This is a genomic window from Shinella sp. JR1-6 (assembly GCF_004284735.1).
In the GTDB taxonomy this organism is placed as follows: Bacteria; Pseudomonadota; Alphaproteobacteria; order Rhizobiales; family Rhizobiaceae; genus Shinella.
In genome coordinates, this window is record NZ_SHMI01000077.1 from 1 (window position 1) to 3,862 (window position 3,862).

General features: G+C 60.3%; 2 protein-coding genes, 1 tRNA gene and 2 pseudogenes. 2 read left to right on the top strand and 3 right to left on the bottom strand.

Features of this window, described 5'->3' with window-relative positions; translation table 11 throughout:
• Positions 1 to 407 precede the first annotated feature (407 nt).
• Positions 408 to 1,606, top strand: a protein-coding gene (locus EXZ48_RS34055) for an IS3 family transposase (RefSeq protein WP_371687693.1) whose coding sequence is annotated in 2 segments (ribosomal slippage) — positions 408 to 719 and positions 722 to 1,606 — 1,197 coding nt in all. Because the reading frame shifts where the segments join, the coding sequence is not laid out codon by codon here.
• Between the two features lie 125 nt (positions 1,607 to 1,731).
• Here the strand turns inward: EXZ48_RS34055 and istA are convergent.
• A pseudogene (gene istA / locus EXZ48_RS34060) lies at positions 1,732 to 2,339 on the bottom strand (IS21 family transposase); the annotation flags it as partial.
• Positions 2,340 to 2,530: 191 nt separating this feature from the next.
• Between istA and EXZ48_RS35725 the strand changes: the two are divergent.
• Positions 2,531 to 3,262 (top strand): annotated as a pseudogene (locus EXZ48_RS35725) (recombinase family protein); the annotation flags it as partial.
• A gap of 147 nt (positions 3,263 to 3,409) precedes the next feature.
• Here EXZ48_RS35725 and EXZ48_RS35730 read toward each other — a convergent pair.
• Both EXZ48_RS35730 and EXZ48_RS34070 read right to left on the bottom strand, forming a co-directional pair.
• Entirely contained in the window at positions 3,410 to 3,742 is a 333-nt protein-coding gene (locus EXZ48_RS35730) for a hypothetical protein (protein ID WP_245462437.1), read from the bottom strand.
• 43 nt (positions 3,743 to 3,785) lie between these two features.
• Positions 3,786 to 3,862, bottom strand: a tRNA-Met gene (locus EXZ48_RS34070).

Here is a 3,862-nt window from a genome sequence, read left to right on the forward strand (position 1 = left end):
ATGCTGGTAGCGATTGCACTGGCGAACAAGATGGCCCGAAGAATATGGGCAATGTTGATGAAGCAGGAGGATTATCGGAACCAGGCGTTGGTTGTGGCCTGACAAGAACCGGCTGCGAGTAGCAGAGCCGGCGATGAGGTGTGAGAAGTCGACGACCTGAATGGGCGCATGATCGAACCGATCGGGATTGGGAAAACCAGAACATTACTCAGGGTCTGTAGCCCGTGTAGGAGATTTGGACCCAATCCGCAGATCACCATACCGGCCAGCGGTCTTTCGAAGTGCCGCAATAAAAGGCCTGACAGAAGACCGCACTCGATCACACGTCAGAAGGGTTGGAAATTTCTTGCGCAACGGACGGCAACCACAGAAGTAATGTTGGTACTATGACTATCACCACCCATAAGATGCAGGTCCTTTCCGGGCCTGAACGGCGGCGGCGCTGGAGCACAGCGGAGAAGCTGGCCATTATCCAGGAAACCTACGAGCCGGATGCGACGGTGAGCATCGTCGCGCGACGACATGGCATCCAGCCGAACCAGTTGTTCGCCTGGCGCAAGCTGGCGTCACAAGGCGCGCTGACGGCGACGGCCGCCGAAGAGGAGGTTGTCCCGGCCTCCGAATACCGGGCGCTCCAGAACCAGGTAAAGGAGTTGCAACGCCTGTTGGGCAAGAAGACGATGGAAGGCGAAATCCTCAAGGAAGCCCTCGAAATCGCCACCGGCTCAAAAAAACAGATGTTGCGCTCGCTCTCTCTTCCGAGAGGGATTTTAGGATGAAGACCGTCTGCGAGACGTTGGGTGTCGCCCGGTCGAATATCGTTGCGCGTGCCGCAGGCTCCCCTTCCAGAGCCAGAGGACGCCCGCCACTCCCGGATCGGGAACTGGTGGAGAAAATCAAGGCCATCATCGCCGACATGCCCACCTACGGCTATCGGCGTGTCCATGCCATTCTGCGCCGCAACGCCCGCAAGGTCGGGCATTCGTGGCCCAATGCCAAGCGCGTCTATCGGGTCATGAAGGTGCATGATCTGCTGTTGGTGCGCCACACTGGAGCGGCCGATGATCGCCGCCATGACGGTCAGGTCGCTGTCGAACGCTCGAATATCAGATGGTGCTCCGACGGCTTCGAGATCGGCTGCGACAACAAGGAGAAGGTCAGGGTCGCCTTCGCCCTCGATTGCTGCGACCGCGAGGCCATCGCCCATGTTGCCACCACCGAGGGCATCAAGAGCAAGGACGTGCAGGACCTCGTGATCACCGCCGTCGAGAACCGCTTTGGCCGCATCAACATGTTGTCCGAGCCCATCGAATGGCTCACCGACAACGGCTCCTGCTTCATCGCCAGGGACACCGCGTCCTTGCTCCGCGACATCGGCATGGAACCGTGCACGACGCCGGTGCGCAGCCCGCAATCGAACGGCATGGCCGAGGCCTTCGTCAAAACCTTCAAGCGCGATTACGTGGCGGTGAACCCCACCCCGGATGCCGAAACCGTCATGGCACAGTTGCCGGTCTGGTTCGACCATTACAATAATCTTCACCCGCACAAGGCGTTAGGATATCAATCCCCGCGCGAGTTCATCAACTCGCAATCTCAAACCTGAGCATGTCCGGTCTTTTGGGGGCAACTCCACCGGTCTTCCGGGGCGCGCCCCGGAAGACCGGCGGCCGCAGCACCTGGGGAAGATTCAAACGGCACTATTGGGGAGTATTGCTCCGGTACTGACAGGCCGACGCGATCGACCGCCGTCTTCATGTTATCGTAGATGCCGCGACTAGGTATGCCCCGAAGATTCGGAAGCCGTGCCAGTGAGCGTCAAAGAGCATCTCGTGGGTTTGCAGCAGGTAGGCCCTGATCAGAAAAGCTCGACTGTGCGATAGCTTGATGTGGGCGACCTGAAGCTTCGTGCGCTCGCCGCCGATCACGGCATAGTCCTCACTCCAATCGAACTGGAATGCTTCGCCCGGGCGGAACGACAGCGGAACAAATATGCCGCGGCCCGCCGTCTGCTGCTCAATCCGCCACTCCCGGGCGAACGCGGCGACCCGACCGTAGGAGCCGGTGAAGCCCAGCGCCATCAGATCGGCATGAAGTTGCTTCAGCGTTCGGCGCTGCTTGCGTGATCTCCCGGCCTCGGTCTTCAGCCAGCCAGCGAGTTTGTCGGCGAACGGATCAAGCTTGCTCGGTCGTTCCGGTACCGTGAACTTCGGCTCGATCGTGCCAGCGCTCAGATACTTCGCGATCGTATTGCGCGACAATCCGGTTCGTCGGCTGATCTCGCGCACCGACAGCTTCTCACGCAATGCCATCCGACGGATGATGTTTAAAAGTCCCATGTGGATCACTCCGTTGCCCCCGTCGCTCACCGCGTTGGGGGAAGGTTCACATGGCTCAATTCTCAATGGAAATTACGTGCCTAACCGGCTCAGTTCTGCGTGGAAACCAACAAATGTCCTATTCGGACGTGAAGATCTTTACCCTGTCAGAGGGAGAGGTTTCGCACCTGCATGTCGGCCTGAAGGGCACGATGAACGCACTGTTTCTCAAGGATCTGGCAGACAAGACCCGCCGTGGGCAGCGCGGCCGCGTCGAAGCTGGCAAGTCGGGCGGTGGCAACGCCTATGGTTATGACGTCGTCAAGAAGCTCGATGGCAATGGCGAACCCATAAGAGGCGACCGAACGATCAACGAGGCGCAGGCTGAGGTTGTTCGGCGCATCTTCCGGGACTATGCCGCGGGCAAGTCGGCCAAGACGATCGCCTTCGCGCTCAACAGGGAAGGCATCCCCGCCCCGTCAGGTGGGGATTGGGGCTTCAGCACGATCAACGGTAATCCGAAGCGTGGAAACGGCATCCTCAACAACGAAATGTATGTCGGCAAGATCGTCTGGAACCGTCAGCGCTTCGTAAAGGACCCCGACACGGGCAAGCGACAGGCCCGGCCAAATCCGGAAGAGGAATGGGTGATCCAGGACGTTCCGGAGCTGCGCATTCTAGACGACGAGCTCTGGGAAACCGTGAAAGCGCGCCAGGCCAAAAACCGGCTCGCCCGGGATGAGAACGGCCGCGCCGAGGTGGCGACGGTCAATCGGCGGCGGCGTCCGAAGTACCTCTTCTCGGGTCTCACCAAATGCGCGTGCTGCGGTGGGGGCTATTCGGCGATCTCCGCGACGTTGATCGGCTGCTCCACGGCGCGGAACAAGGGCACCTGCGACAATCGGGTCAACATCCGCCGCGATGAGCTGGAATCCCGCGTCCTGAATGCCCTGCGCACCCGGCTCGTCGACCCGGCGCTGTTCGCCAGGTTCTGCGAGGTCTTCACGCAGGAGGTAAATCGCCTTCGCATGGACGGTCGCGCTGAGATCGCCGCAGCCGAAGCAGAGAGCGAGAAGATTGATCGTGAGTTGTCAAAATTGCTGACCGCCATCAAGTCCGGCGGACCGATCGAGGCCATCGTCGACGACATGAAGCGCTTGGAAGCCCGTAAGGCAGAGCTCACCGCGTTCCTGGCGACGGCCGATGACCCTCCACCTCTGCTGCATCCCTCGATGGCGCAGCTTTACCGCTCGCGCGTCCAGGGCCTCTACGACGCCCTGCAGGATCAGAACGAAGAAAAGCGCACGGAAGCCGCCGATATCATCAGGACGCTGGTCGAGGACATCGTGCTGACGCCGGTGGATGGCAAGGTGGAGATCGACGTGCGCGGAGATCTCGCTGGAATCCTTACGCTTTCGGTACAAACGAAAAACCCCGCCGGAGGGGCGGGGTTATCGCAAGTAAAGATGGTTGCGGGGGCAGGATTTGAACCTGCGGCCTTCAGGTTATGAGCCTGACGAGCTACCGGGCTGCTCCACCCCGCG